The organism is Streptomyces sp. NPDC096013 (assembly GCF_044763565.1).
GTDB lineage: Bacteria > Actinomycetota > Actinomycetes > Streptomycetales > Streptomycetaceae > Streptomyces.
The window spans coordinates 17,755-42,974 of record NZ_JBIWGK010000014.1; the positions used below are offsets into that span (position 1 = coordinate 17,755).

Sequence of the window (25,220 nt, forward strand, 5' to 3'; positions counted from 1 at the left end):
TGCGGCGGGGCGGTACGGCACCCCGGGCGTCCTGCGTAGGCTGTCCCCGTGTCCACCGCCCGTCTGCGTCGTGTCGCCGTCCTCGTGCTCGAAGGCGCCAAGCCGCTCGACGTCGGCATCCCCGCGCAGGTCTTCACGACGCGGGCGAGCATGCCGTACGAGGTGCGGCTGTGCGGCGCGGCCCCGGGACTGGTGACCGGGGGAGACGGGCTCTCGTACCACGTCGCCGACGGTCTCGACGCGCTGACCTGGGCCGACATCGTGTTCCTGCCCGGCTACCGGTTTCCGGACCGGGAGGACCCGCCGCAGGCCGTGCTCGACGCCCTGATCGCCGCGCACGAGCGGGGCGCGCGGCTCGCCGCGATCTCGACCGGCGCCTTCGCGCTCGCCGCCACCGGGCTGCTCGACGGAAAGCGCGCCACGACGCACTGGCACTACACGCGGGCGCTCGCCACGAAGTACCCGCTCGTCCGGGTCGACGAGAACGTCCTGTTCGTCGACGAGGGCAGCGTGCTCACCTCGGCCGGCGCCGCCTCCGGCATCGACCTGTGCCTGCACATCCTGCGCGGCGACCTCGGAGTGGCCGCCTCCAACCACGCGGCCCGGCGCCTGGTCGCGGCCCCCTACCGGAGCGGCGGCCAGGCCCAGTACGTGCCGCGCAGCGTGCCCGAGCCGCTCGGTGAACGGTTCGCCGCCACCCGCGAGTGGGCGCTGCACCGGCTCGGCGAACCTCTCACCCTGGAGACACTGGCCCGGCAGGCCGCCGTCTCACCGCGCACCTTCTCGCGCCGCTTCGTCGACGAGACCGGCTACACCCCGATGCAGTGGGTCATGCGCGCCCGCGTCGACATGGCCCGCGAACTGCTCGAACGCTCCGAGCGCAGCGTCGAGCAGATCGCCGCCGACGTCGGCCTCGGCACCGGCGCGAACCTGCGCCTGCACTTCCACCGACTCCTGGGCACGACGCCGAGCGAGTACCGGCGGACCTTCGCCCAGGGGGAGTAGCCGCGCTCTGTCCCACCTGTCCCACGGCGTGGCGGGATCCTTTTGAACCATGGCGATCACGCCACTGTCCGGCCCGGACGCCGTGCGCGAGCCTGGTGGCATACCGAAGGGACATCACTCATGACTCGCATTGCCATCAACGGATTCGGCCGCATCGGACGCAATGTGCTGCGCGCCCTGCTGGAGCGCGACAGCGACCTGGAGGTCGTCGCCGTCAACGACCTGACGGAGCCCGCGACGCTGGCCCGGCTGCTCGCCTTCGACACGACGTCCGGCCGGCTCGGCCGTCCGGTGACCGTCGACGGGGACACCCTCGTCGTCGACGGCCGCCGCATCAAGGTCCTCGCCGAGCGCGAGCCGGCGGACCTGCCGTGGGCCGAGCTCGAGGTGGACCTCGTGCTTGAGGCCACCGGCCGTTTCACCTCCGCCAAGGCCGCCCGGGCCCACCTCGACGCGGGCGCGCGCAAGGTCCTCGTCAGCGCGCCCTCCGACGGCGCCGACGTCACACTCGCGTACGGGGTCAACACCGACGCCTACGACCCGGCCACGCACACCATCGTCTCGAACGCCTCCTGCACCACCAACGCGCTGGCACCCCTCGCCGCGGTGCTCGACGAACTCGCCGGTATCGAGCACGGGTTCATGACCACCGTGCACGCCTACACGCAGGAGCAGAACCTCCAGGACGGCCCGCACCGCGACGCGCGCCGGGCCCGTGCCGCCGCGGTCAACATCGTGCCGACCACGACGGGCGCGGCCAAGGCGATCGGCCATGTGCTGCCGAACCTCGACGGCAAGCTGTCGGGCGACTCGATCCGCGTGCCCGTCCCGGTGGGCTCGATCGTCGAACTCAACACCACCGTCGCCCGCGACGTGACCCGCGAGGACGTGCTCGCGGCCTACCGCACCGCCGCAGAGGGCCCCCTCGCGGGCGTCCTCGAGTACTCCGACGACCCGCTGGTCTCCTCCGACATCACCGGCAACCCGGCCTCGTCGATCTTCGACTCCGCGCTCACCCGCGTCGACGGCCGCCACATCAAGGTCGTCGCCTGGTACGACAACGAGTGGGGCTTCTCCAACCGCGTGATCGACACGCTCGAACTCCTCGCCGCGGGCTGACCGACCGCGCGGCCGTACGGATCGTCAGGGCACGGGTGGTGTCGCCCCCGTGCCCACAGCGCATCGCCGGGCCCGTCGACTCGGGCTCGGCATCGGTGACTTGGTCACCGGGGTGACCGCTCCCGGCCTACGCATCGCGCTTCCCGGCCTGCACATCGCGCTGGTACCACATGCCGTGCTTGCCGCCGATGTCGGACGGGTCGGCGGGGCCGACCGGCGTGAAGCCCGCCTTGGTCAGCACCTTCTGGGATGCGATGTTGTCGTGGGAGGTGGCCGCTCTGAGCGTGCGCAGGGCGTGCCGCGTCGCCGCAAGTCGGCACAGTTCCTTGACCGTTGACGTCGCCACGCCCTGACCGGCCACGTGCTGCGCCACCCGGTAGCCGAGGTCCGCCGTGTGCTCCTCGCCGATGTCGTACAGGTTGAATCTGCCGAGGACCGAACCGTCCTCGCCGACGAGCACGTAGAAGGCGCAGACGCCGGCCTCCTGCTCGGCCAGCAGCGCCTCGAACCCGGCGGTGAACTGGTCGAAGTAGGCGTCGCCGCGGTCGGAGATCGTGGTGGCGAAGTAGGCGCGGTTCGCGGACTCGAAGGCCAGCACCGCCGGGGCGTGCTCGGCGCGGAGCAACTGTAGTTCGGGCATCTTCCTTTACCTGTTCGGGGAGTTGGTCACCGGCGCACCACGCCGGGATCGACCGGGCGTACCTCGCTGGAGTCACCGGGATCGCCTGAATCACCGAAAGCGCCGGTGTCGAAGGCTTGATGGCACTGCGGGCATGCGACCTCGTTGGACATATGCGCCATTGAATCCCGCCCGCCCCGTGGGCCACATCGGCCTGAAGTCGTAAGGGTCGCAAGCCGGAGCGCTTGTCGAGGGTGCTGGTCGGTCACGGCGAAGGCACAGGTCGGGCGCCCGGCCCGGCGGGCGATGAGCCCCGGGCGGGTGCGGAGAGCCCGGCGGATCAGTTCGGCTCCCGCCCCTACTTCTGTCCCAACGCTGTACGGGCATCCGGTGTTCGAGATACCGTCACCACGCAGCTGCCGAGTGAAACGATTCAATCCACTGCCGCTCAAGGGGACAGCATGTCGTCGAACAGCACACCGGACAAGGGCATCTCCCGTCGCACGACCCTGGCCGCTGCGGGTGCCGCGGGACTCACGGCGGTGTCCCTCTCCACCGGACTTCCCTCGGCGGTGGCGCTTCCCGCAGCGGGAGACTCCGCTTCCGGCAACGGCAACTCACCGCTCCGCTCCAAGGGTTGGCACCGGTACGTGCAGGGGCCGTCCTCGCGTACGGTCCGCCCGGTGCGGATCGTCACGACGACCGGGGACGTGAAGAACGCCGACGGGCTGCTGAAGCCGGGCGGGGCGAGATCCGTCCTGCGGCGCCCGCAGCCCGCGGCGGCTCCGGCCTGGCCCGCCGGCACCACGGCCGAGGCCTCGTCGGCGCACGCGGGCAACAACGGCAACGACGGACAGCCGCGCACCTACGACGCCTCCAACGCGATCGACGGCAACCCGGACACCTTCTGGAACGACGACACGCTCGGCGTCTTCCCCGACGTCCTCACCATCACCACGCCCCAGGTCACGGCCCTTCAGGGCATCACCGTGATCTCCAACAGCGACGGCGTCCCGACCGACTGGACCGTCGACGTGTGGACGGGCGGCGACTGGCACACCGCCGCCACGGTCACCGGCAACGACGCGGTGCAAAAGGCCGTCCCGTTCGCGGAGAAGGTCAGCACCGACCGCGTCCGCATCACGGTGACGCACGCGCAGGACACCTCGCACGGCAACTTCACCCGCGTCAACGAGGTCTGGCCCGCGCCGGTCGAACCGATACCCGTGCCGAGCGTCACCGTGGACTTCGGCAAGGTCGTCGTCGGCTACCCGCGGATCAAGTTCACCTCGGCCTCCGCCAACTCCCCGGGCGTACGCGTCGCGTTCTCCGAGACCCGCCAATTCCTCACCGACCGCTCGGACTTCACCCGCTCCGACCAGGCGGGCGGCGCGGGACAGGGCACGGACCAGTTCGCGGTGCCGGCCAAGGGAGCCAACTGGACCGACCACAAAGGCTTCCAGGCCGGAGACAAGGTCTTCGCGGACGGCCTGCACGGATTCCGCTACCTCAAGATCAGCCTCGACGCGCTCGCCGCGGACAGCCCCGCCGCCCAGCCCTGGGGCATGGTCGAAATCGACTCCGTGGCACTCGAGTTCACCGCCTACGTCGGCACGCCGAGCACCTATGGCGGCTGGTTCCTGTGCTCCGACGACGAGTTGAATCGTTACTGGTACGGCGCCGCGTACACCAACGAACTCGTCACCGACACCTTCCGTCAGGACGACGTAGACCCCCGCAACGCGTGGAGCGTCACGCTGGAAGGGAAGTTGGTCCTCCAGGACGGTGCCAAGCGCGACCGCGACCCGTACGTCGGCGACCTCGCGGTCTCCGCGCGCACCCTCTACCTCACCCACGACGACGCGGCGGACGCCGCCCGCAACGTCCTGGCCGATCTCGCCGACCACCAGCGCGCCGACGGCTGGATCCCGCCCGCCTCCATCGGCAACTACACCTTGCCGCTCTTCGACTATCCCCTGTACTGGGTCACGTGCAGCTGGGACTACGTCCTCTACACCGGGGACCGGCAGTACGCGACCCGCTACTACCCCAACCTGCTCAAGGTGCTGGACACTTGGTACCCGAGCGTCACGGACGACGCCGGCCTGCTGAGCAAGGGCCTCAACGGCACCGGCGGCTACGGCGACTACGCCTTCCTGGGCCGCACGGGCCGCGTCACCTACCACAACGCGCTCTACGTCCAAGCCCTGCGGAACGCCGCCCAGTTGGCCCGCCTGCTCGGGCAGAAGGCCGACGCCGCACGCTGGAGCACGCGGGCCGACAAGGTCGCGCAGGCCGTCAACTCCCTGCTGTGGGACGCGGATGCGGGCGCCTACCTCGACTCCGGGACGGGCGCGGTACGGCACGCGCAGGACGGCAACTCCCTCGCCGTCGTCACCGGTATCGCCGACCCGGCCCGCGCCGCCTCCGCGCTCGCGCATCTCGACGCGACGACGAAACGGCCGTACGGCAACGCCTTCATGGACAACGACACCCTCTTCGACCAGGCCTCCCAGCGGGTCTACGCCTTCACCTCCTACCCGGAGATCGAGGCCCGCTTCCTGAGCGGCCAGGGCGAGTCCGCGCTCGACCAGATCCGGCGTACGTACGGCTGGATGGACAAGAACGACCCCGGCATCACCCACTGGGAGGGCATCGGCCCCAACGGGTCCCTGTACGAGGACGCGTACACCAGCATGGCCCACGGCTGGTCCACCGGTGTCCTGCCGGCGCTGACCAACAACCTGCTGGGCGCCCGCCCGACCTCACCCGGATTCGCCACCTGGGAGGTACGCCCGCAGCCCGCCGGGGTCGACTGGGCGACGGGCCAACTCCCCACCCCGCAGGGCCCCTTGGGTGTCGAGTGGGAGAACGGTGCCCGTGTCTTCCGGCTCACCGTCCGGGTGCCCCGGCACACCGAGGGCGTGGTCGTCCTTCCCGGCGACGCACGCGGTCTGCGGGTGAGCCGCGGCCGGCAGACGCTCTGGGACGGCCGGCGGGCGTCGAGCCGTGACGTGGGCGTGGTGGACGGGACGGTCACGGTGTCGGGACTGGGCGCCGGGGACCACAGCTTCGTAGCCGAGCGGCGCGGCAACTGACCTTGTCCGTATGGTGCCTTGACGCGCTCGCTGCCGGCGGGCGCATCGGGCTCAACCCTCCTGGGCGGCGCCGTCTGTGAGGACTTGGCGTGGGGCCCGTGAACAGGGTGCTCCTTTGGCTGGTTGTGGCGGGTGTTTTGCCTGTCCTTGCGTTGCCCGCCCCGCCGTGCGCACCTAGCCTGACCTGCGGACCGAGGGAGGGCCGGGATGCTGAACACCGTCCGGGAGCAGGCAGCGGGACTCACCAGGGATCAGCGCAACGCCTTCGTCGCCGCCTACTTGGGCTGGGCGATGGACGCCTTCGACTACTTCCTCGTCGTCCTCGTCTACAGCGAGATCGCCGACGACTTCCATGTCTCCCTCACCGACATGGCCTTCCTCACCACGGCCACCCTCATGATGCGACCGGTCGGCGCCCTCCTCTTCGGCCTGTGGGCCGACCGCAAGGGCCGCCGCACCCCCCTCATGGTCGACGTCGCCTTCTACTCGGTCATCGGCTTCGCCTGCGCCTTCGCCCCGAACTACACCGTGCTGCTGGTGCTGCGTCTGCTGTACGGAATCGGCATGGGCGGCGAGTGGGGTCTGGGCGCGGCGCTCGCGATGGAGAAGATTCCGGCCGACCGGCGCGGTTTCTGGTCGGGCCTGCTGCAGAGCGGCTACTCGCTGGGCTATCTGCTCGCGGCCGTGGCGTTCTTCGTCATCGAACCCGCCTTCGGCTGGCGGGGGTTGTTCGCCTTCAGCCTGGTGCCCGCGCTGGTCTCGCTGTGGGTGCGCTCCCGGGTGGAGGAGAGCGAGGTGTGGGAGAAGAGCGTCAAACTCAACCGCACCCCGCCCTACCAGGTGTTCAAGAACCCCGCCGTACTGCGGCGGTTCGTGTACCTGGTGGCGCTGATGACCGCCTTCAACTGGATGTCGCACGGCACTCAGGACATCTACCCGACCTTCGTGAAGAAGGGCCTGGGCCTGTCCCCGGACACCTCGATCGCGATCGCCGTGGTCTACAACATCGGCGCCATCATCGGCGGCATGGTCCTCGGGGCGTACTCGGAACGGCTGGGGCGCCGCCGTACGATCATGATCGCGGCGGCGGCCGGCCTGGTCGTGGTTCCGTTCTTCGTGCTGTCCACCGCCGTGGGCTGGCTGATGCTCTCGTCCTTCCTGATGCAGCTGTGCGTCCAGGGCGCGTGGGGTGTCATCCCCGCGCACCTGACCGAGATGAGCCCGGACACGATCCGGGGTTTCTATCCCGGGGTCACCTACCAGCTCGGCAACCTGATCGCCGCCCTCAACCTCCCGATCCAGGAAGCCATCGCCGAGCACCACGGCTATCCGGTGGCGATGGCGTGGACCGTGACTCCCGCGCTGGCACTGGTGATTGTGCTGAGCGCGATCGGCAAGGAGGCCAAGGGGATCAGGTTCGGCAGTACGGGGACGGAAGCGCCAAGTACTGCGGCGGCGGACCCTGCATAGGCCGGACGGCCGTCGCGGCGAGGTCCGCCTTCACGGTGCGGGACGGTCGGCCGCGTCGTAGCAGAGGCCGTTCGACGAGGGCGTACGAGGCGAGGGCCGCGGCGAACGTGGCCGCGAGACCCGCGGGGAGCAGGGCGTCGCCGACCACACCGAGGTCGTGCAGCAGACGGATGACGGGGTAGTGCCACAGGTACATCCCGTAGCTGAGGTTGCGTCCGATCCAGACCGGCGTCGAGAGGGACAGCAGGCGGGTCGGCCAGGAGCGGGGGCACAGTTCCAGCGCGGCGACGACGCAGGCCGTCAGCAGGGCGGCAGCCAGGAAACCGACCGTGTACCAGACGGGGTTCCATGCGCTCACCTCGGTGATCGGGACCTGCCAGGCAATCAGCCCCAGCAGCGCGAGGGCGGGCCAGCACAGGCGGCCCGCCCAGCGGCGCAGCGCAGCGAGGCGGGGGTCGTCGGCGCGGAGCCGGGCCAGGACGAGGGCCAGCAGTGCGCCGACGAGGAGTTGATCGGCGCGGGTGTCGGGGCCGTTGTAGATCCGGTGCGCGGCCGACGGATCCCACAGCACCGTCCGCCAGAGCACCGGCAGGACGCACAGCACCCCGACCCAGGCGAGGACGGCGCGAGCGGTCGCGCGCCGCAGCAGGACGAGCAGCAGAAGCGGCCAGGCGAAGTAGAACTGCTCCTCCACGCCCAGGGACCAGGTGTGGCTGAGCGGCGCGGTGAGATCCGAGTACGTCCCGGAATTCCCGGCCCGTACGAGATTGACCACCGACCCCGCCGCCAGCGCCGCCGCGACCCAGGCCCCGCGGAACAACGGCAGCGCGAACGCCACCGACAGCAGGGCGGTCACCGCGCACATCACCAGCAGGGCCGGCATCAGCCGCTGCCAGCGGCGCTTGTAGAACGACCACAGTCCGATGCCACCGGTACGGGCGTACTCGCCGACCAGCACCCGCGTGATGACGAAACCGCTGATCGTGAAGAAGACGTCCACGCCGATCGAGCCACCCGGGATCAGCTCCGGCCGCACGTGATAGACGATCACCAGCACCACGGCGACCGTCCGCAGCCCGTCGAGCCCCGCCACCCGCCCACCACCGCGCGGCACCGACGAAAAGCCCCGCCCGCCGCCTCTGCCCCGTGTCCTCGACACGGGTTCGAGCGGCGCCGCCGCCCGCACATCAGGGCTCTGTTCCGTGACGTCGTCCGCCGTGCTCCGCTCCAGGGTGCTCATATCGGCCGCGTCTGCCCAGGTCTGCGGGGCTCACACACATTCTCATGCTGCGTTCAGACTCGGGCGGCCATTCGGACGACGGCTCACGGCGGTCAGTTCCCCGGCAGATCGTGGCGAGGCACCGCTGGTCGCCGGGCGACCGCGCGGTCTCGGGGACACCGAAGGAGTGTGTGTGGCGGGCCCGTTGGTCGCTGCCCGGGCGGGGTGTCGCTCAGGCCGCCCCGTCGCGCAGGGCAGGCAGGGTCGCCGACGTCAGGGGGCGGGGTGCGGTGTCGGGGGCGACGAGGACGACCGTGCAGGTGGCCGCGTGGGTGAGGGCGGTGGTGAAGCTGCCTTCCGCGAACTGGGTGAGAGGGCCGTGCGGTGAGCGGCCTACGGCGATCGCGCGGGCGCCGGTGTCGGCGGCGTGCCGGGCCAGGACGCGGCCCGCGGCGGTGTGGTCGCCGACGGTGGTGAGGATCTGGCCGCTCGCGATGACGCCCTGTCCTGCGAGGCGGTCGAGGTGGGCGGTGACGGCGGCGCGGGCCTCGTGTTGGGTCTCCGTGTCGGAGGCCTGTTCCTCGACCACGGCGGTCAGTTGGACATGTACGACCTCCAGCGGGCTGTGCGTGTCGCGGGCGAGCCGGGCCGCGGCGTCGACGATGGCGGCGGCCCGTTCGTGGGCGGCCACGGCGACGATGACGGGAGGTGTGGTGTCCCGGGCGGCGCGGCCCACGGGGATCAGCGTCGGGGCGACGGACTCGCCCTCGCCGCCGTGCTGTTCGGCCTGCCGGAGCAGTCCGTCGCCGCTGGCCAGCACCGGGACGGCGAGCAGGAAGGTGGCGGCGCCCAGATAGAAGGGCACGCTCAGATCGGTGGCGTCGGCGAGCTTGCCCGCCACGTACGGGGCGAGGCCGCCGCCGATGAAGCGCAGGAAGCCGTACGCGGAGGAGGCGACCGGGCGGTCCACCGGCGAGACCAGCATGACGGCCTGCGTGGTCAGGGTGTTGTTGATGCCGATGAACGCGCCGCTGACGATGACCGCCACGATGACCACGGTCGGCGTGGCGACACCCGCCGCTATCACCGCCATCACCACGGCGAGGCCGACGAGATTGACGTAGAGGACGGGCGCGGTGCCGAACCGGGCCTGGAGGCGCGGGGCGAAGAACACGCTGAACGCGGCCACGAGCAGACCCCACCCGGTGAACACGAGACCGAGCCGGTGGGCGTCCAGCTCCATGGGGTACGGGGCGTAGCCGAGCATCGTGAAGAAGCCCCAGTTGTAGAGGAGCGCCATGACGCCCATCGTCAGCAGACCCCGGTGGCGCAGCGCCTTCAGTGGGGCGAGGGGCGAGGTGACCCGCGCGGGCTTGGGCAGATCCGGCACGAACAGGACCGTGGCGATCAGGGCTACGGCCATGAGGACCGCGACGCCGAAGAACGGGCCGCGCCAGCTGATGCCGCCCAACTCGCCGCCGAGCAGCGGCCCTACGGCGATCCCGAGGCCGAGTGCCGTCTCGTACAGGATGATCGCGCCGCCGAACCCGCCGCTGGCCGACGCGACGATGACGGCCAGGGAGGTGGCGATGAACAGGGCGTTGCCGAGGCCCCAGCCGGCGCGGAAGCCGACGATTCCGTTGATGGAACCAGAGGTGCCGGCCAAGGCGGCGAAGACCACGATGACCGCGAGGCCGGTGACGAGGGTGCGCTTGGCGCCGAAGCGGCTGGAGAACCAGCCCACGAACAGCATCGCCACCGCCGTCACGATCAGATAGCTGCTGAACAGCAGGGAGACCTGGCTCGGCGTGGCACGCAGGCTCTTGGCCAGGGCGGGCAGGATCGGGTCGACGAGCCCGATGCCCATGAACGAGATGACACAGGCGAACGCGACGGCCCAGACAGCCTTGGGCTGCCGGAACGGGCCGGCCGCAGATCCGTTTGGTGCGCTCATGTGTGCTTGTCCTCCAGGGAGTTGAAGGGGGATGCGGCGACGTCAGGCCCGGTCGTGACGGTCCTGGATCGCGCGGGCGAGGGCCGGGAGGGCGATCCGCACCGCCTCTTGTTCCGGCTCGCTCAGTTCCTCGATGAGCAGGTCGAGGGCGTGGGCGCGTTCGGCGCGCCGCTGCCGGGAGACCTCAAGGCCCGCTCCGGTCGCCTCCACGAGGACGCCCCGGCCGTCGCTGCTGTCCGCGGTGCGCCGGACCAGACCGGCGCGCTCCAGCCGGGTGACGAGCTGCGTCATGTTCGGCTGGGAGACGCCCTCGGCCCGGGCCAGGTCGGTCAGACGGCACGGTCCCTCACGCCCGAGGCGCCCGAGCACGGCGGAGGCGGCCATGCTCAGACCACCGGTGACGGCGCTCCGACGGACGTAACGGACCATCCGCTCGACAGCGATGATCAGCTCCTCCGGCGAGGTCTCGGGGGGCGCCGGATTCATAACCCGCTTATGCATAACGCCATTATGTACTTAGATGTAGATTGAAACAAGATGTCGGCGTGGATCGTCGTCCCGTCGCGCCGGACTCTCTTTCGTGGCGCTCCGGGCGGCTGTCCGCTCTCACTCCCGTGGCTGGTCAGGGCTCCTTCGGAGCGAAATCCAGGTGCGGACGAGCTGGTTCGCACTCGTATACTCGTGCGAACTCATGGAGGGGAGGGGACGCAGTGAAGCTTGCCGAGGCACTGGCAGAACGTGCGGAAGCGACGCGCCGTGTGGAGCAGTTGAGAGCACGCGTCGTCAGCAGTGCGCGGTATCAGGAGGGTGAGGTACCCGCCGAGGACGCCGCTCAGTTGTTGGCCGAGGTCGGTGAGGTGCTGGGCGATCTGGAATCGTTGATCCGGCGGATCAACCGGACCAATGCCACCGTGGACATGGGCGCCGACGGCACGCTCACCGATGCTCTCGCCCGCCGGGATGTCCTGCGGTTGCGTCACTCTGTGGTCACTGCGGCGGCGGACGCGGCGGCCGGTAGCGGCGAGCGGGGATACGGTCGGCAACTCCGATCCGAGCTGATGATGCTCTCCGCGCTTCCGGTCGCGGAACTGCGCGGTCAGGCCGATGTTCTCGCGCGGGAGATCCGCGAGGTCGATGTGCGGATCCAGCGCACGAACTGGGAGGTGGATCTGCTGGACTGAGCAGTCCGGCAGACAGCGACGATGTGGAGCGGGTAGCCGCTTCGGAGGCGTGCACACACCGAGGGCCGGCGGTTTTCCAGCCCACTCCTGGTGCGTGAAGAGCAACGCGGGGTTCGACTCCCCATCAACAGCGCAGCTCAGCACGGCGTACAGGTAAAGGTGCACATCGCACAGCACATCACCACGTGCAGATCCGAAGCGGTGAGGGCGGGTTCGGGGCTTTCCACATCGCGGCATCATGGACGACGGCGATCCGAGCGCAACGGGGGTATGCGCATGGCCGATCCGCACGTCACCCTCAACGAACTCGTCCAGGACCTTCGGCCGATGTCACAGGGCATCGAGTGGTTCGAGAGCCTCTCCGCCGAAGAGCAGTCCACCACCCTGCGCCTCCTGTCGCACTTCTGCCTTCAGGCCCGCGCCACCACCGAGGACGGCCGGGAAGGTATCCGACGTGCCGGACTTCGCGCCACGCACACACCGGCGGTTCTGATCGCACGAGGGCGGATCGACGAGCAACTCGGGAAGATCGCCGGCCTCACTCCCCACGACGAGCGCCTCAAGTCATTCCGGCTGCTGATCGCGGTGCTGGCCGTCGCCGACGGGCGCCGACGGGAACGCTTCTGTTCCGACGGTTGCGCCCACGCATGGCACCGCCTGTCCGCCGACGCTCTTACCGAAACGCTGAGCTGATTCCTCGTGCTGTCGCCCCTACGCGGCCAGCGACCACAGGGGAACGCGCGCTCAAGCTGGCCCAGCCCCCTGTGACCAACCGCCTTGTCCGCGCCGGACGCTGAAAGGAACCGGCCGCTGCCGGACAGTACGGGGTGTGGAATCCATGACGGAACAGGAAGCGCGCCGGATGCGGCGGGCGCGCTTCGAAGGACTGGCGCGCCTGGTGGTGGAACCGCTGCACCGGTATCTGCTGCGCCGCACGGGCGCCGACCTGGTCGAGGACGTCCTGTCGGAGACGATGCTCGTGCTGTGGCGCCGGATCGACGACGTGCCAGGGCTCGGGGCGGACCCGGTGCCTGATCCCGCTGACGTGCTGCCGTGGTGCTACGGCGTGGCGCGCGGGTGTCTCGCGAACGCCCGCCGAGCCGACGGCCGCAGGCTCCGGCTGGTGGAGCGGTTGATCCGGACCCAGGTGGACGCTCCGGCGGCGGACGCCGATCACAGCGAGCTGCATGCCGCCCTCGACGCCCTCGGGGCACTGGACCGCGAGGTGGTGCGGCTGTGGGCCTGGGAGGGGCTGGCGCCCCGGCAGATCGCGGAGGCGACCGGGCTGACCGCGAACGCGGTGAGTATCCGGCTCCACCGGGCGAAGGCGCGACTCGCCGCACAGCTGGAGCGAAAGGATGCCGGACGGCCCGGACACACAGGGGATGAAGGAAGGAGCAGTCAGTGAATGACGACGAGTTGCTGGCCCGGCTGAAGTCCGCGGACCCGGCACGGACCCGCCTTGCTCCGCCGCCCGACATCGACCGCCTTGTGGAGGCCACCTTGCACACCGACACCGCACTTCAGTCGGCGACCGCCGCCGTCGCCGCGACCACCGCGGGATGGGGACGCCGTCACCTTGTCGGACTCGCGGCGGCCGGCGCGCTGCTCGTCCTCGGCGGCGGCGTCGCGGGAGGAATCATGGCCAACAACGGTGAAGGCAACGGCCGTTCGGCCGCGACGAGTACCTCGGCCCCGGCCGGTGCGCTGCGCCTCACCGCCGCGGGCGGTTCCGCCAAGTGCATGGAGCCGACCCCCGAGACACTGGGCGCGTACCCGACCCTCTTCGCGGGCACGGTCACCTCCGTCAAGGACGCGGCGGTCACGTTCCACGTCGACGAGTGGTTCAAGGGCGGCGGCGCCGAGACGGTCGTGCTCGTCGCCGACACCACGGTCCCGGAGACACTGACGTTCTCGGAGGGCGAGCACTACATCCTGGGCGCCAAGGACGGCGTCGTCCCGCCGTGCGGCGCGAACGGCGCCTCGCCCGAGACCATCGCCAAGTTCCGCCATGCCTTCGCCAAGTGACCCCGCCCGCTCACGCGGGATCGTCCAGCAGACTCCGGGCGAACGCGTGCGCCGGGTCCGCCAGCCGGGCGCGGAGCGCGGAGAAGAGGTCGGCCGCCGTCGTGCCGGACCAGGTGGCGGGGAGGAGGGCGGCGGGCAGGCCCGGGTCGAGGTAGGGCAACCGGCGCCAGGCGGTCAGGACATGGACGTAGTCGACGAACGCCTCCCGGTCCGACACCCTGGCGCCGGTCCCGGTCCAGCGCGCCGCCATCGGCGTGAACTCGGTGACGAAGTCGTCGTAGAGCTTCTGGAGCGCGGCCAAGTCCCACCAGCGGCCCACCTGTTGGGCCGGGTCGCCGAAAGCCACGTAGTCGGCGCGGAAGAGGTCGACGTACTGCTCCAGGCCGTGCTGGAGCAGATGGTCGCGGGTGTCGTCGAGGGCGTGGGCCGGGGCGATCCAGACCCCGGACGAGACCGTGCCGAAGCCCAGCCAGGCCAGCCGGGAACGGAGTTGGTACCGGTGCTGGCGCTCGCTCTCCGGCACCGAGAAGACGGCGATGACCCAGCCGTCGTCGGTGACAGCATGGCGTTCGAAGATGCGCCGGTCACCGGTCTCCAGGACGGCACGGGCGTACGGCGAGAGCGCGTACCCCGCGCGGCCGTCCCGGCGCTCGGACACCAGGATCTCGCGGCGCTTGAGCCGGGAGATCGACGAGCGGACCGCCTGGGCGTCGACGTCCAGCTCGGCGAGCAGCCGGATCAGGGTACTCACACCGATCCAGCCGCCGACCTCGCGCGCGTAGAGGCCGTACACCGTCACGATCAGGGATCGCGGCGGGGCCGGCTGGCCCGGGGTGTCGTCTTCGAGGTCGCTCGCCGTCACGATCGTAGTATTTCAGTGCGCATGTCCGGCGTCCGATCCCGCCCGGCTGTCCAGTGCCGCACGCCAGGCGGCAGGCCAGGGCGCGCTGCCGCCCTTCTCCTTGTCGGGGACGTGCACGGTGACATAACTGCCCCGGGCGGCACGGCAGTTCGGCTCGCCGTCACCGGCGGTCCGCCACACCTCGAAGCCGAAGGTCATCGACGACCGGCCGAGGCGGATCAGCTCCACCCGCGTCTCGACCTCCTGGCCGAATCGGACCGACGCCTCGAACTCCACCTCGTAGCGCACCCTCGGCGCCACCGGGAAGTAGCCCGGGATGTCGTACGCGCGCATCAGCTCGGCCTCCGCCGCCTCCGCGAACCGGACCACGGTGGTGTTGTGGTAGATCCCGGCCGCGTCGGTGTCGATCCACTCCACACGGGCCCGGTGCACGCCGACGGGCCCGCTCATTCCGCCGCCCCGCCCGGAGTCCACCGCAGATGCACGGCGTCCTTCGGGGTCTCCCGCAGCAGCGCGAGACGCGGCCGGACCGCGTCGGTCCGCGAGGTCGGCGGCTTGCGGCGCCCGGCCGCGAACTGCACCGGCCAGTCGGCACCCGCACCCCGGTACTCCTGCTCGGCCGCCGCCTGTAGCGTCCACTGCGGGTTGTACAGATGCGTACGGCCCAGCGCGCACAGATCGGCCCGCCCGGCCAGCAGGATCGAGTTGACGTCGTCGTACGACGAGATCGCTCCTACGGCGATCACGGCCGCGCCCGCCGGAGCGGCCACCTCGTGCCGGATGCGGTCGGCGAACGGGGTCTGGTAGGAGCGGCCGTACGCCGGCTTCTCGTCCTGGGTGACCTGCCCGGAGGACACGTCGACGGCCGCCGCGCCGTGCGCGACGAACGCCCGCGCGATCTCCACCGCGTCGTGCTCGGTGTTCCCGTCCGGGACCCAGTCCGTGGCCGAGATCCGGACCGTCACCGGGCGGTCGGCGGGGAACGCGGACCGTACGGCGTCGAAGACCTCCAGCGGGAAACGCAGCCGGTTCGCGAGGTCGCCGCCGTACTCGTCGGTGCGGTGGTTGGCGACGGGGGAGAGGAACGAGGAGAGCAAGTAGCCGTGGGCGGCGTGCACTTCGAGCAGGTCGAACCCTGCGTCGGCGCCGCGCCGGGCGGCGGCCACGAAGTCGGCGACCACCGCGTCCATGTCGGCCCGTGTCATCTCGCGCGGCTGGTGGCAGCCCGTGCCGTACGGCAGCGGGGACGGGCCCATGACCTCCCAGTTGCCCTCGGCGAGGGGCTCGTCAATGCCCTCCCACATCAGGCGAGTTGAGCCCTTGCGGCCCGAATGGCCCAGCTGGAGACCGATCTTGGCGGTGCTGCGCTCGTGCACGAAGTCGGTGACCCGGGTCCACGCGTCGCGCTGTGTGTCGTTCCACAGGCCCGTGCAGCCCGGGGTGATGCGGGCCTCGGGGGAGACACAGACCATCTCGGTCATCACCAGGCCGGCCCCGCCGAGCGCCTTGGAACCGAGATGGACGACGTGGAAGTCGTCCGGGACTCCGTCGACGGCCGAGTACATGTCCATCGGCGAGACGATGATCCGGTTCTTCAGCTCCAGCCCGCCGACGGTGAACGGCTGGAACATCGCCGGGACGGCCTCGGCAGAGCCCTGGGCGTCCGCGAAGCCGCGCTCGATCAGGTCGGCGAAGCCCGGGTCGCGGTCCTTGAGGTTGTCGAAGGTGATCCGGCGGGAGCGCGTGAGCAGGTTGAAGCAGAACTGCGCGGGGTCCTGGTCGGCGTAGCGCCCGATGTTCTCGAACCACTCCAGCGAGGCCTGGGCGGCGCGTTGCGTGGACTCCACCACCGGGCGGCGCTCGGTCTCGTACGCCGTCAACGCCTCGTGCACGGTGGGGTGTTCGTGCAGACACGCGGCCAGCGCGAGGGCGTCCTCCATGGCCAGCTTGGTGCCGGAGCCGATGGAGAAGTGCGCGGTGTGGGCCGCGTCGCCCAGCAGGACGACGTTGTGGTGGTGCCAGCGCTCATTGCGGACCGTCGTGAAGTTGAGCCAACGGGAGTTGTTGGTAAGGAGGTTGTGCCCGGCGAGTTCCCCGGCGAAGATCTCGCGGACCCGTTCCACCGACCGCTCGTCGCTCGCTCCGGGCGGGAACCGGGTGCCCTCCGTCGCGTCCAGGCCCGCCTTGCGCCATACGTCCTCGGTCATCTCCACGATGAAGGTCGAACCGGAGTCGGAGTAGGGGTAGCCGTGGATCTGCATGGTCCCGAACTCGGTCTGCTTGACGATGAACTGGAACGCCTCGAAGACCCGGTCCGTGCCCAGCCACATGTACCTGTTCGTCCGCTCGTCCAAGGAGGGCACGAACGCGTCGGCGTACTTGGTGCGCACCGCCGAGTTGATGCCGTCCGCGGCGACCACCAGGTCGTAGGACGCGCGGAGTTCGTCCACGTCCGGGGCGAGGGTGCGGTAGTGCACGGTGACACCGAGTTCGGCGGCCCGCTCCTGGAGGATGTGCAGCAGGTCCTTGCGGGCCATCGCCGCGAAGCCCTGGCCGCCGACCGTGAAGGGGTGCCCGTCGAACTCGATGTCGATGTCGGTCCAGCGGGCGAACCGGCTCTCCATCGCGTCGTGCACGACGGTGTCCGCGTTCTCGATCCCGCCCAGGGTCTCGTCGGAGAAGACCACGCCGAAGCCGAAGGTGTCGTCGGGGGCGTTGCGCTCCCACACGGTGATCTCATGCGCGGCGTCGAGCTGCTTCATCAGAGAGGCGAGGTACAGCCCACCAGGCCCGCCGCCCACGATCGCGATCCTCATGCCTGGCTCTCCTCTTCGCTCTCGACGAGCCGACGCAGCAGGAAGTGCTGAAGCTTTCCACTGGTGTTGCGGGGCAGCGCGTCACAGAAGCGCACCGCCCGGGGGTACTTGTACGGCGCGAGCTGCGCCTTCACGTGATCCTGGATGTCCTTGGCCTTCGCGTCGTCACCGACGACTCCCGCGGTCAGGACGACGAACGCGCAGACGACGGAGCCGCGTTCGGGGTCGGGTTTGGCCACCACGGCCGACTCGACGACGTCCGGGTGGGTGTTGATCGCGGACTCGACCTCCGGACCGCCGATGTTGTAGCCGGAGGACACGATCATGTTGTCCGTGCGGGTGCGGTAGTAGAAGTAGCCGTCCTCGTCGCGCACGAAGGTGTCCCCGGTGACGTTCCAGCCGCCCACCACGTAGTTCTCCTGGCGCCGGTCGTCCAGGTAGCGGCAGCCGACCGGGCCGATCACCGCGAGCCGCCCCTCCACACCGGGGCCGACCTCCTCGCCGTCGAGGTCGAGAATGGTGGCCCGGTAACCGGGCACCGGCCGTCCCGTCGCGCCGGGCCGGATGTCGTCACCTGCGGCGGAGATGAAGATGTGGATCATCTCCGTGGCACCGATGCCGTCGATGACCTTGATCCCGGTCTCCGCCCGGAGCTGCTCCCGCACCTCCTCCGGTATGTGCTCCCCGGCGCTCACCGCGCCGCGCAGACCGTGCAGCCGGTCCGCCTTCCCGGCCTTGAGGATCTGCCGGTACGCCGTCGGCGCGGTGGCCAGCACGGTCACCCCCGCCTCGGCGACCAGCTCCGCGAGCGGCTCCGGCGCCACGGCCTCGGTGAGCAGTGCGCACGCACCCGCCCGCAGGGCGCAGACGACCAGGATGCCGAGGCCGAACGTGAACGCGAGCGGCGCGGTGCACGACACCAGATCGTCCGGCCGCAGGCGGAGCGTGTGCCGGCCGAAGGTGTTGTCGATCGACAGGATGTCCCGGTGGAAGTGCGTGGTGATCTTCGGTACGCCGGTGCTGCCCGAGGTCGGCCCGAAGAGGGCCACGTCGTCGGCGGCCGTGTCGACCGCGGTGAACTCCCCCGGCTTCGAATCCACTTGACGCGTCAGGTCGTCGGCCGCCGCACCGCCGTACGCCACGATCCTGAGGTCCGGCAGGACGTCGTCGCGTACGGCCTCCACGTCCGCCGTGAACCGGTGGTCGACCAGGGCGACGGCCGGGCGGGTCTTCTCCACCACCGGGGTGAGTTCACGGGCCCGCAGCGCCGCCATGGTGGTGACGACGATGCCTCCGGCCTTGAGGGCGCCGAGCCAACACGCCACGACCCAGGGGTTGTTGGGGGAGCGGAGCAGCACCCGGTTGCCGGGGACCAGGCCGAGGTCGTCGGTGAGGACGTGGGCGATCTGGTTGGCGCGGCGCAGGAGTTCGCCGTAGGTCCACACCTCGCCCTCCGGGGTGCGCAGGGCCGGGCGCTCGGCGCCGAACGTGGCGGTGGGGACGTCGATCAACTCGGCGCCGGCGTTGAGGCGTTCGGGGTAGCGGAGTTCGTCGGTGGTGAACTCCAGGACCGGCCACTGGGCGCGCGGCGGAAGGTGGTCGCGGGCGAACGTGTCCGGATAGGCGGAGGGCGAGAGACCCATCTGGTCCAGCTGGTCCATCGGGAGGTTCCTTTCCGCAGGCCGGCGGCGGGCCGTGCAGGGAGCAGGAGCTGCGCGGGAGTCAAGAGCTGCGGATCAGGCCTTCCTGGACGACCGTGGCCAGGTGCGTACCGGCGGGAGTGAAGAAGCGCCCTACGGCGAGACCGCGACCGGCGTCGGCGGCGACGGCCTCCTGGGCGTAGAGGAGCCAGCCGTCCACCGGGGCGGGCCGGTGGAACCACATCGCGTGGTCGAGGCTCGCGGTGACGAGTCCCGGGAGCGCCCACGGCAGATCCAGCATCCGCAGGACGGGTTCGAGGATCGTGTAGTCGCAGACGTAGGCGAGCGCGGCGAGGTCGCGCTGCTCGTCGGTGAGGCCCTCGACGGGACGCAGCGCGTCGAACGGCCTTACCCACAGCGCCTGTTGGGGGACGCGCTCGCCCTCGACCGTGAGGTAGACGGGCCCGGGGACGTGCCGCATGTCGAAGCTGCGGCCGCCGCTCCAGTACTCCTCGGATGCCTCGGTCATCGTGCCCCGGGGTGCGGTGGTGTCGCGCAAGTACGCGGCGGAGCTGGGCAGTTCGGTGGGGTCCGGTACGCCCGCCGGGGGCTCGGCGGCGAAGGTGGCACCCGGCTCGCCCGCCGCGAAGTTGGCGAGGCAGGTGTAGACGGGCTTGCCGTTCTGGAAGCCGCGGACCTGCCGGGTGGCGTAGCCGCGGCCGTCGCGCAACAGCTCGACCTCATAACGGACTTCGGCGCCGATGTCGACCGGCCGCAGGAAGTAGGAGTGCATCGAGTGCAGCGTCTTGCCCTCGACCGAGCGCATCGCGGCGGCGGTGGCCTGCGCGACCATGTCACCGCCGTAGGCCTTCGGCCACGGGCAGGGCTGGGTGGTCGCGGTGAAGGCGAGGTCGAAGTGCTCGGGCTCGGCGGGCGTCAGGGTGATCGCGGCGGTGAAGGCCGCCGAGGTCGGGACGGTGCGGAGGCCGGCGCCGGTGGCGCGGGAGTCGGTCACGGCCGGTCCAGCCAGTCGCGCAGCTCGGCGTCGGGCACCTCGGCGAGGTTGACCACGATGTTCTCCGGCGTACGGGTCGTCATCCAGGTCAGCGGGTTGTTGCGGTCGAGGTTGCACTCGACGTGCGGCATGAACGGCGGGACGAAGACCCAGTCGCCCTCCGCGAGGTCGAGATAGTCCTCGAAGCGCTCACCGAAATAGATCCGGGCCCGGCCCGAGAGGACATAACCCCCGGTCTCCGCCTCGCCGTGGTGATGCGGCACCGAGCGGTAGCCCGACTCGTTGCTCACCTTCCCGAACCACAGCCTGGTGGCCGGCGTGTGCTGCGCGGAGACGCCCGAGATCCGGGTCGCGCCCGCCGACTGACCCGTGGCGCCGACCTCCAGACCACCGCGCGTCACGACCGGGACGACCAGGCCTGACGCGTTGGCGTACGACGAGTTGTCGCCCTCTAGGACGTACTTGGAGAAATCGGGTTCCATGATCAGCTCCTGGAGTCGGTGAGACGGAAGCGGTTGCGCAGGGTGCCGATACCGGGGATCTCCGTCTCGACGAGATCTCCGTCGGCGAGGAAGACCGGCGGGGTCATGCCCGACCCCACGCCGCCGGGGGTGCCGGTGAGGACGAGGTCGCCGGGGCGCAGGACGGTGAAGGTGGAGACATAGGCGAGCAGGTCGGCGGCGTCGAAGACCAGCGTGCGCGTGTTTCCTCGCTGCCGCTCGACGCCGTCGACCCGGCAGATCACGTCGACGCCCGCGACCGGGTCGAGTTCGTCGGGTGTGACGACCACCGGTCCGATCGGGGTGGTGCGGTCCCATGCCTTGCCCTGGAACCACTGCAAAGTGCGCTTCTGCCAGTCGCGCACGCTGATGTCGTTGGCGATGGTGTAGCCGGCGATCGCCCGTTCGGCCGTATGCCGGTCCGCGTCCCGGATCTCGGCGCCGACCACGACCGCGAGCTCCGCCTCCCAGTCCACGTCGACGCCGGGCGGCAGGAACAGGTCGTCCTCGGGGCCGGTCAGCGTGTCGGCGAACTTGGCGAAGAGGGTCGGGTGGGCCGGCAGTTCGCGACCCATCTCGGTGATGTGGTCGGCGTAGTTGAGACCGCAGCAAACGACCTTGCGTGGCGTGGGCAGCGGCAACACGGCGGTGGCGCCCGGGAGTTCGGCCCCCGCGAGGTCCGGGATGCGGTCGGTCGCCGTGGTCGCCAGCAGCGCGGAGAGGTCGTCGGCCGGCAGCGCCCGCCAGCGGTCACCGTCGAGGACGGCGGCCGTGGTGCGGCCTCCGTGGGACACGGTGGCGAGCTTCATGGGTGGTCTCCCTCGGGGTGGAGGCGGACTGTGCCATCCGGGGCGGCCGGGCTGCGGCGGTGGCTTGGCCGTGCGTGTGACCGGGCTGCTGTATAGCGACATTTTCACGACCGTCGAAAACAGTCAATAGATGAGTTAGGCTGGCCGCGTCAGCCAGTCGGTCCGCTGGATCCACCCGTCTCACCCGGCTCACCAGACCCACCTGATCCGCTGATCCGCCGGTTTCCTCCGGCCCGTCCGACCCACCCCGAGGAGCACCCAGCCATGACTCCGATCCCGGTGAACCCGCCCTCGCTCCCCGCCCCGAGCGGCTACTCGCACGGCACGCTGAGCGGCAACACGCTTTACCTGGGCGGGCAGACGGCCCTGGACGCGGACATGCGGATCGTCCCCGGCGGCATCGTCGAGCAGTTCCGGCAGGCGTTCGGCAACGTGCTCACCACACTGCGGGCGGCCGGCGGCATCCCCGAGGACCTGGTGAGCCTGACGATCTACCTCACCGACATCCCCGACTACCAGGCCCACGGCAAGGAGATCGGCAAGGTCTGGCGCGAGCTCGCGGGCCCGGTCTACCCGGCGATGGCCGGCATCGGCACGACCGCGCTGTGGCAGCCGGAGGCGATGATCGAGATCCTGGGCGTGGCGGTCATCCCGGACGAGCGGCTCATCCGGATGGAGAGCGGGGACGCCCCGAGGGTGTGACGGATCGCTGCGACCGTGGCAGGAAACCCCGGTGATCGCCGGGCGCGGTGATGGGGTGGGTTGGTCAGGCTGGTCCGGCCGAGGAGGCGATCACCCCGCGCGGGCCCATCGGCGCTGAAGGCGCCGGGGCGACGGTACGAGTTGTTGCCTGACCCGACGAACCCGTGCTGTTCGCACCCAGCACGGCGGATGCTCCCGGCCGACCGAGTCGAGCGGCGTCGGCGTCACCGGTGCTGAATTGCGGGGGTCGCCGAGCCGCTTGGTGCGCGAGTCCCGGGGGTCGGGGATGTCGCGTACGCGGCCGACAGGGACACGAAGACCAGGGGCGGGCAGCACCCGGCTGCGCCACCGATGCCCTGCGGAGCCGCCCGGTCGACCCCGCAGGGCTGTCCGTCATCTGGCGCGGGTCAGCACACGGCCGTTGTCCCGGTGCTCGCCCCGCCGTGACGCACGGCGGCGGCAACCCGAGCGAACAGTGCTCCCGATGCACTCGCCCACGATGAAACGGTCGTCCCCCGCGTGGATCGGGCCACGTCGGTCCACTCCTTGGAGAGCCGAGCGCAAGCGGCGCCGCCCACGCACGAGTTCGCCGCCGCCCCGGGAGTCAGGCCGTGGTGGTGTTGTAGTTGACTATTCGCTCCACGAGAACGGCGGCCGCACCGGGCAGTGGGCTGTCCGCACCTTTGCTCGCCACGTCGGGCAACCGGTGTGCCTCCTTTTCGGCGACTGCCACCATGCCCCAGAACGCGTTGTACCCCGACGGATCCGATGGCTTGTCGGTGGCCGCCCGGACCGTCATGATGCCGTCCCCCTCGACCACGGCCAGCGCCCCCATCTGCCGGAGGGTGTCGGGGTCACGCTCCTCGGCGGCCACAACGCTCCAACCCGTGACCTCCGCCTGCCGCAACGCGGCGAGGAGACTGCCGGCACTCCCCGCACCGGAGACAACGATGTCGGGCAGGACAAGGGCCACCGGCCCCTGCGTCATCGGCAGGGCAGAACGGATCGCGCCGTCAAGATCGGGTTCGAGCGCATGGTCCTGGTAGACGAAGACCATTTGAAAGGTCTCGGCGTACCGCGCGAGATAACTCACCGTGTCCAGCTTGTGTGCACCGAACACGACGACCAGGCGCACGTTGAGTCCGCTCTTGGCCAGATCGACGACGGTCTCCAGGCTGCGGTCCAGCACGGTGACCCCGGGAGCCAGGCAGTGCAGCTCCTTCGAGTAGGGCGCCCCGAAGCGCGTCGCGAATCCGGCGCAGGGCAAGATGATCGAAACGTCGGGAATGGGCACGGACGAACTATGCATTGAGGGGCTCTCAGGTTGGGTTGACGATCGGGAACCTTGCGCACTTCGCCGCGTACGGGTGGGGACGGCCCAAGATCGACGCCGCACACATCGTCGGTCTGGAAGGAACGCCGGCGCTCACCGTAGCCATCTGGGACGGCCCCGTGGGAGAGGGAGCGAACGTTGATCGACGAGATTGTCCCCAAGGTGTCCCGTGGGTATTCGTCGCTGCCGACAAAGAAGAAGTCGGCGTCGAAACAGCCGAGTTGACCCATGAGCGGGATGAAGCCGGCCGCCGGTCACCGACGTTCGAAGGGGACCCCCCTTCACCAGGCGGCGGACCGACCACCGCACGGCGCTCCGGAATGGGCGCCCGGCCGGTGCAGAACGCTGCCAAGTCCGGTACGGCGGGGCCTACTTGCTTGTGCGTCCGGGCGAGGACGAGGCGCGCGCGGATCACGGTGCCCCCGCGTCCGAGGACTACTGCCGCGTTCTGGATCACGCGACGTACACTGCTGCCGCGCACCCGCTGCCGCCGAACCCTCGCCGTCGGCGAGGACCGCTCGCAGCCCGGGCGGGCACGGGCCGAAACGTACGGGAAGACCGAACGAAAGAGGACGCCGAATGCGGGTGCTGCTGTCCACGTACGGGACGCGGGGCGATGTCGAACCGCTGGTCGCACTCGCGGTGCGGCTGCGGGAACTCGGCGTGGAGGTGCGCATGTGCGCCCCGCCCGACGAGGAGTTCGCCCAGCGGCTGGCAGGTCTCGGGGTGCGACTGGTGCCGGTCGGGCCACCGGTGCGCGCGTTGATGAGCGGGACGACTCTGCCGTCGGCGGCGGATCTGGCCCGGTACCGGACCGAGATGCTCGACGCGCAGTTCGAGATCTTCCCTGCGGCGCTCGACGGATGTGACGCGATGGTGGTGGCGGGCCTGGCGCAGATCGCCGCGCGGTCCGTGGCCGAGGCCGCGGGCATCCCCTACGTGTACACGAGCTATTCGGCGGTCAATCTGCCGTCGCCGTACCACGCGCCGCCACCGCGGCCGGGCTGGCCGGAGCCGGAGGCGAACGACAATCCGACGCTGTGGGAGCTGGACGCCGCCAGTGTGAACGCGCAGTTCGCCGAGCCGCTCAACGGCCACCGGGCAGCCCTCGGTCTGCCGCCGGTGGACAACGTCCGTGATCACGTCTTCACCGACCGGCCCTGGCTGGCGGCGGATCCGGTCCTGGGGCCGTGGCGGGAGACCCCGGGCCTCGACGTGATCCAGACGGGCGCGTGGACGCTGCCGGACGAACGCCCGCTGCCGGCCGACCTGGTGGCGTTCCTGGACGCGGGCGCACCGCCGGTCTACGTGGGTTTCGGCAGCATCCGCCCGTCCCCCGACATCGCCCGCAGGGCGGTCGAGGCGATCCGCGCCCAGGGTCACCGCGTACTCGTCTCACGTGGCTGGGCGGACCTGGACCTGGGCGACGACCGGGACGACTGCTTCGCCATCGGCGAGGTCAGCCATCAGCGTCTGTTCGGGAGGGTGGCCGCGGTGGTCCACCACGGCGGTGCGGGCACGACACAGACGGCCGCCCGGGCGGGTGCGCCGCAGGTGGTGGTACCTCTCCCCTTGGCGGACAACCCCTACTGGGCCGGTCAGGTGGCAGCGCTGGACCTCGGTGCGGCACTTGACAGTCCGACTCCGACGACGGAGTCCTTGAGTGTCGCGTTCAAGACGGCCCTGGCACCTGAGACACAGGCTCGGGCCAAGGCTCTGGGCGCCAGAATCCGCACCGATGGAGCGGCCGTGGCCGGGAATCTGCTGGTCGACGCCATCCGGTGAGCAGGGCAGGTCCTGTCCGCCGACCAGGGACGGTGCCACCGCATGGGAGTCGCGAGGCCGAGGCG

Annotated in this window: 22 protein-coding genes; 10 read left to right on the top strand and 12 right to left on the bottom strand. The window is 70.6% G+C overall.

Annotated elements, in window-relative coordinates; translation table 11 throughout:
- Nucleotides 1-48: 48 nt before the first annotated feature.
- Both ACIRB1_RS35720 and gap read left to right on the top strand, forming a co-directional pair.
- Nucleotides 49-1,005, top strand: coding sequence for a GlxA family transcriptional regulator (locus ACIRB1_RS35720; protein WP_403468404.1), 957 nt, complete (start codon nt 49-51; stop codon nt 1,003-1,005).
- Nucleotides 1,006-1,125: 120 nt separating this feature from the next.
- On the top strand, nt 1,126-2,124 hold the full coding sequence (gap, locus tag ACIRB1_RS35725; RefSeq protein WP_352178615.1) for a type I glyceraldehyde-3-phosphate dehydrogenase: 999 nt from the start codon (nt 1,126-1,128) through the stop codon (nt 2,122-2,124).
- Between the two features lie 127 nt (nt 2,125-2,251).
- Here gap and ACIRB1_RS35730 read toward each other — a convergent pair whose 3' ends face one another.
- Entirely contained in the window at nt 2,252-2,764 is a 513-nt protein-coding gene (locus ACIRB1_RS35730) for a GNAT family N-acetyltransferase (RefSeq protein ID WP_403468405.1), read from the bottom strand.
- Nucleotides 2,765-3,204: 440 nt separating this feature from the next.
- On the opposite strand from ACIRB1_RS35730, the gene ACIRB1_RS35735 reads away from it, so the two are divergent.
- Both ACIRB1_RS35735 and ACIRB1_RS35740 read left to right on the top strand, forming a co-directional pair.
- Nucleotides 3,205-5,841: an alpha-L-rhamnosidase C-terminal domain-containing protein gene (locus ACIRB1_RS35735; protein ID WP_403468406.1), complete on the top strand. Its 2,637-nt coding sequence runs from the start codon at nt 3,205-3,207 to the stop codon at nt 5,839-5,841.
- A gap of 207 nt (nt 5,842-6,048) precedes the next feature.
- Nucleotides 6,049-7,311 carry an MFS transporter gene (locus tag ACIRB1_RS35740; RefSeq protein ID WP_403468407.1) on the top strand — a complete coding sequence of 421 codons (1,263 nt, stop codon included), beginning with the start codon at nt 6,049-6,051 and terminating at the stop codon, nt 7,309-7,311.
- Here the strand turns inward: ACIRB1_RS35740 and ACIRB1_RS35745 are convergent.
- From ACIRB1_RS35745 to ACIRB1_RS35755, 3 genes are all read right to left on the bottom strand, one after another.
- Nucleotides 7,253-8,551, bottom strand: coding sequence for an acyltransferase family protein (locus ACIRB1_RS35745; RefSeq protein ID WP_403468408.1), 1,299 nt, complete (start codon nt 8,549-8,551; stop codon nt 7,253-7,255). The genes ACIRB1_RS35740 and ACIRB1_RS35745 overlap by 59 nt on opposite strands.
- Nucleotides 8,552-8,762: 211 nt before the next feature.
- Nucleotides 8,763-10,484: an MFS transporter gene (locus ACIRB1_RS35750; RefSeq protein ID WP_403468409.1), complete on the bottom strand. Its 1,722-nt coding sequence runs from the start codon at nt 10,482-10,484 to the stop codon at nt 8,763-8,765.
- A 42-nt stretch (nt 10,485-10,526) separates the two neighbouring features.
- The gene (locus ACIRB1_RS35755) at nt 10,527-10,985 is read right to left on the bottom strand and encodes a MarR family winged helix-turn-helix transcriptional regulator (RefSeq protein WP_403468410.1); all 459 of its coding nucleotides are present in this window, start codon (nt 10,983-10,985) and stop codon (nt 10,527-10,529) included.
- A 209-nt stretch (nt 10,986-11,194) separates the two neighbouring features.
- Between ACIRB1_RS35755 and ACIRB1_RS35760 the strand changes: the two genes are divergently transcribed.
- The 4 genes from ACIRB1_RS35760 (at nt 11,195) to ACIRB1_RS35775 (ending at nt 13,693) form a co-directional block, all read left to right on the top strand.
- Nucleotides 11,195-11,665 (top strand): DIP1984 family protein, encoded by a 471-nt coding sequence (locus ACIRB1_RS35760; RefSeq protein ID WP_403468411.1) that lies wholly within the window; start codon nt 11,195-11,197, stop codon nt 11,663-11,665.
- Between the two features lie 276 nt (nt 11,666-11,941).
- Entirely contained in the window at nt 11,942-12,358 is a 417-nt protein-coding gene (locus tag ACIRB1_RS35765) for a DUF5958 family protein (protein ID WP_403468412.1), read from the top strand.
- 145 nt (nt 12,359-12,503) lie between these two features.
- A complete protein-coding gene (locus ACIRB1_RS35770) occupies nt 12,504-13,073 on the top strand; it encodes a sigma-70 family RNA polymerase sigma factor (RefSeq protein ID WP_352178624.1) in 570 nt (189 codons plus the stop codon).
- Entirely contained in the window at nt 13,070-13,693 is a 624-nt protein-coding gene (locus tag ACIRB1_RS35775; protein WP_403468413.1) for a hypothetical protein, read from the top strand. The genes ACIRB1_RS35770 and ACIRB1_RS35775 overlap by 4 nt, the downstream gene beginning before the upstream one ends.
- Before the next feature lie 10 nt (nt 13,694-13,703).
- On the opposite strand, the gene ACIRB1_RS35780 is transcribed toward ACIRB1_RS35775, so the two are convergent.
- The 7 genes from ACIRB1_RS35780 to ACIRB1_RS35810 form a co-directional block, all read right to left on the bottom strand.
- A complete protein-coding gene (locus ACIRB1_RS35780; RefSeq protein WP_403468414.1) occupies nt 13,704-14,555 on the bottom strand; it encodes a PaaX family transcriptional regulator C-terminal domain-containing protein in 852 nt (283 codons plus the stop codon).
- A gap of 12 nt (nt 14,556-14,567) precedes the next feature.
- A complete protein-coding gene (locus ACIRB1_RS35785) occupies nt 14,568-15,005 on the bottom strand; it encodes an acyl-CoA thioesterase (RefSeq protein ID WP_403468415.1) in 438 nt (145 codons plus the stop codon).
- On the bottom strand, nt 15,002-17,371 hold the full coding sequence (locus tag ACIRB1_RS35790; RefSeq protein WP_403468416.1) for a bifunctional salicylyl-CoA 5-hydroxylase/oxidoreductase: 2,370 nt from the start codon (nt 17,369-17,371) through the stop codon (nt 15,002-15,004). Before ACIRB1_RS35790 ends, ACIRB1_RS35785 begins: the two co-directional genes overlap by 4 nt.
- Nucleotides 17,368-19,032, bottom strand: coding sequence for an AMP-binding protein (locus tag ACIRB1_RS35795; RefSeq protein ID WP_403468417.1), 1,665 nt, complete (start codon nt 19,030-19,032; stop codon nt 17,368-17,370). The genes ACIRB1_RS35790 and ACIRB1_RS35795 overlap by 4 nt, the downstream gene beginning before the upstream one ends.
- Nucleotides 19,033-19,093: 61 nt before the next feature.
- The gene (locus ACIRB1_RS35800; RefSeq protein WP_403468418.1) at nt 19,094-20,026 is read right to left on the bottom strand and encodes an acyl-CoA thioesterase; all 933 of its coding nucleotides are present in this window, start codon (nt 20,024-20,026) and stop codon (nt 19,094-19,096) included.
- Nucleotides 20,023-20,508: a cupin domain-containing protein gene (locus ACIRB1_RS35805; protein WP_352178631.1), complete on the bottom strand. Its 486-nt coding sequence runs from the start codon at nt 20,506-20,508 to the stop codon at nt 20,023-20,025. Before ACIRB1_RS35805 ends, ACIRB1_RS35800 begins: the two co-directional genes overlap by 4 nt.
- A 2-nt stretch (nt 20,509-20,510) precedes the next feature.
- Nucleotides 20,511-21,335: a fumarylacetoacetate hydrolase family protein gene (locus ACIRB1_RS35810; RefSeq protein ID WP_403468419.1), complete on the bottom strand. Its 825-nt coding sequence runs from the start codon at nt 21,333-21,335 to the stop codon at nt 20,511-20,513.
- Nucleotides 21,336-21,599: 264 nt separating this feature from the next.
- On the opposite strand from ACIRB1_RS35810, the gene ACIRB1_RS35815 reads away from it, so the two are divergent.
- The gene (locus ACIRB1_RS35815) at nt 21,600-22,037 is read left to right on the top strand and encodes a RidA family protein (RefSeq protein ID WP_403468420.1); all 438 of its coding nucleotides are present in this window, start codon (nt 21,600-21,602) and stop codon (nt 22,035-22,037) included.
- Nucleotides 22,038-22,641: 604 nt separating this feature from the next.
- Here the strand turns inward: ACIRB1_RS35815 and ACIRB1_RS35820 are convergent.
- On the bottom strand, nt 22,642-23,331 hold the full coding sequence (locus ACIRB1_RS35820; RefSeq protein WP_403468421.1) for a hypothetical protein: 690 nt from the start codon (nt 23,329-23,331) through the stop codon (nt 22,642-22,644).
- Between the two features lie 618 nt (nt 23,332-23,949).
- Between ACIRB1_RS35820 and ACIRB1_RS35825 the strand changes: the two genes are divergently transcribed.
- Entirely contained in the window at nt 23,950-25,155 is a 1,206-nt protein-coding gene (locus ACIRB1_RS35825) for a glycosyltransferase (RefSeq protein WP_403468422.1), read from the top strand.
- The last annotated feature ends 65 nt before the right edge of the window (nt 25,156-25,220 follow it).

Bases quoted from the DNA above. Each gene is read 5' to 3' on its own strand.
- gap (WP_352178615.1), top strand. From the start codon at position 1,126: ATGACTCGCATTGCCATCAACGGATTCGGCCGCATCGGACGCAATGTG.
- ACIRB1_RS35730 (WP_403468405.1), bottom strand. From the start codon at position 2,764: ATGCCCGAACTACAGTTGCTCCGCGCCGAGCACGCCCCGGCGGTGCTG.
- ACIRB1_RS35735 (WP_403468406.1), top strand. From the start codon at position 3,205: ATGTCGTCGAACAGCACACCGGACAAGGGCATCTCCCGTCGCACGACC.
- ACIRB1_RS35740 (WP_403468407.1), top strand. From the start codon at position 6,049: ATGCTGAACACCGTCCGGGAGCAGGCAGCGGGACTCACCAGGGATCAG.
- ACIRB1_RS35745 (WP_403468408.1), bottom strand. From the start codon at position 8,551: ATGAGCACCCTGGAGCGGAGCACGGCGGACGACGTCACGGAACAGAGC.
- ACIRB1_RS35750 (WP_403468409.1), bottom strand. From the start codon at position 10,484: ATGAGCGCACCAAACGGATCTGCGGCCGGCCCGTTCCGGCAGCCCAAG.
- ACIRB1_RS35755 (WP_403468410.1), bottom strand. From the start codon at position 10,985: ATGCATAAGCGGGTTATGAATCCGGCGCCCCCCGAGACCTCGCCGGAG.
- ACIRB1_RS35765 (WP_403468412.1), top strand. From the start codon at position 11,942: ATGGCCGATCCGCACGTCACCCTCAACGAACTCGTCCAGGACCTTCGG.
- ACIRB1_RS35770 (WP_352178624.1), top strand. From the start codon at position 12,504: ATGACGGAACAGGAAGCGCGCCGGATGCGGCGGGCGCGCTTCGAAGGA.
- ACIRB1_RS35785 (WP_403468415.1), bottom strand. From the start codon at position 15,005: ATGAGCGGGCCCGTCGGCGTGCACCGGGCCCGTGTGGAGTGGATCGAC.
- ACIRB1_RS35790 (WP_403468416.1), bottom strand. From the start codon at position 17,371: ATGAGGATCGCGATCGTGGGCGGCGGGCCTGGTGGGCTGTACCTCGCC.
- ACIRB1_RS35795 (WP_403468417.1), bottom strand. From the start codon at position 19,032: ATGGACCAGCTGGACCAGATGGGTCTCTCGCCCTCCGCCTATCCGGAC.
- ACIRB1_RS35805 (WP_352178631.1), bottom strand. From the start codon at position 20,508: ATGGAACCCGATTTCTCCAAGTACGTCCTAGAGGGCGACAACTCGTCG.
- ACIRB1_RS35810 (WP_403468419.1), bottom strand. From the start codon at position 21,335: ATGAAGCTCGCCACCGTGTCCCACGGAGGCCGCACCACGGCCGCCGTC.
- ACIRB1_RS35815 (WP_403468420.1), top strand. From the start codon at position 21,600: ATGACTCCGATCCCGGTGAACCCGCCCTCGCTCCCCGCCCCGAGCGGC.
- ACIRB1_RS35825 (WP_403468422.1), top strand. From the start codon at position 23,950: ATGCGGGTGCTGCTGTCCACGTACGGGACGCGGGGCGATGTCGAACCG.